Annotated in this window: 1 protein-coding gene; it reads left to right on the top strand. The window is 34.1% G+C overall.

Going from position 1 to position 636, the window contains the following annotated elements:
• A partial coding sequence (locus RB298_RS15595) for a hypothetical protein (protein WP_486047531.1) occupies window positions 1-621 on the top strand: 621 nt, incomplete at its 5' end.
• Window positions 622-636: the final 15 nt, after the last annotated feature.

Here is a 636-nt window from a genome sequence, read left to right as displayed (position 1 = left end):
AACCTTAACAAAGACTATGCTAAGCAGGGTCTTAGGGGATGGTGGGGAGGCATTCAGCATGGTTTGGGTCTAGTAGGTTTATCTGCTCCTTTATCCTTTATTAAGGGTGTGAATAAAATTCATTTTGCTTCCACACCCCTTTTGTCAAATAACAACAAATTATATTCCACATCATGGGGATCACACCCATTAATTGAGAATAATATTAAATGGGGTGAGACGAGGGTTAATTTAGACGGTACGAAGCTAAATAGGTTTGATAAGATACAAATTATCACAGATTATATAAAGAAAAAAGGTTCTAAACTACAATTAAGGGTATGCTGGGAATCAAAAAAAGGACAAAACTGCGGAAAATGTGAAAAATGTGCCCGTACAATGGCCAATCTTCTTGCAGAAGGGGTAAATCCAAGTAATCATGGTTTTACGATGAATGAAAAATTATTACAATATATGAAGAAAAATAAAAGGTCATTCATGAAATTAAATAAAGTTCAATGGAAGATTCTCCAAAAAAAGTTAAGTGTTAAGATGCCAGATGCAAATTCTGAATACTATCATTTTTGTCAATGGATTGTGAAAGTGAATTTTCAGCGTAGAAGAAAAGACTTTTTTAGCTAAGGTGGTTAGTATGCC

This window comes from Priestia sp. BR_2, assembly GCF_041954005.1.
Lineage (GTDB): Bacteria > Bacillota > Bacilli > Paenibacillales > Paenibacillaceae > Paenibacillus_AQ > Paenibacillus_AQ lautus_A.
The sequence above is the reverse complement of the archived record's forward strand: the minus strand, read 5'-3'. Positions and strand labels throughout refer to the sequence as shown.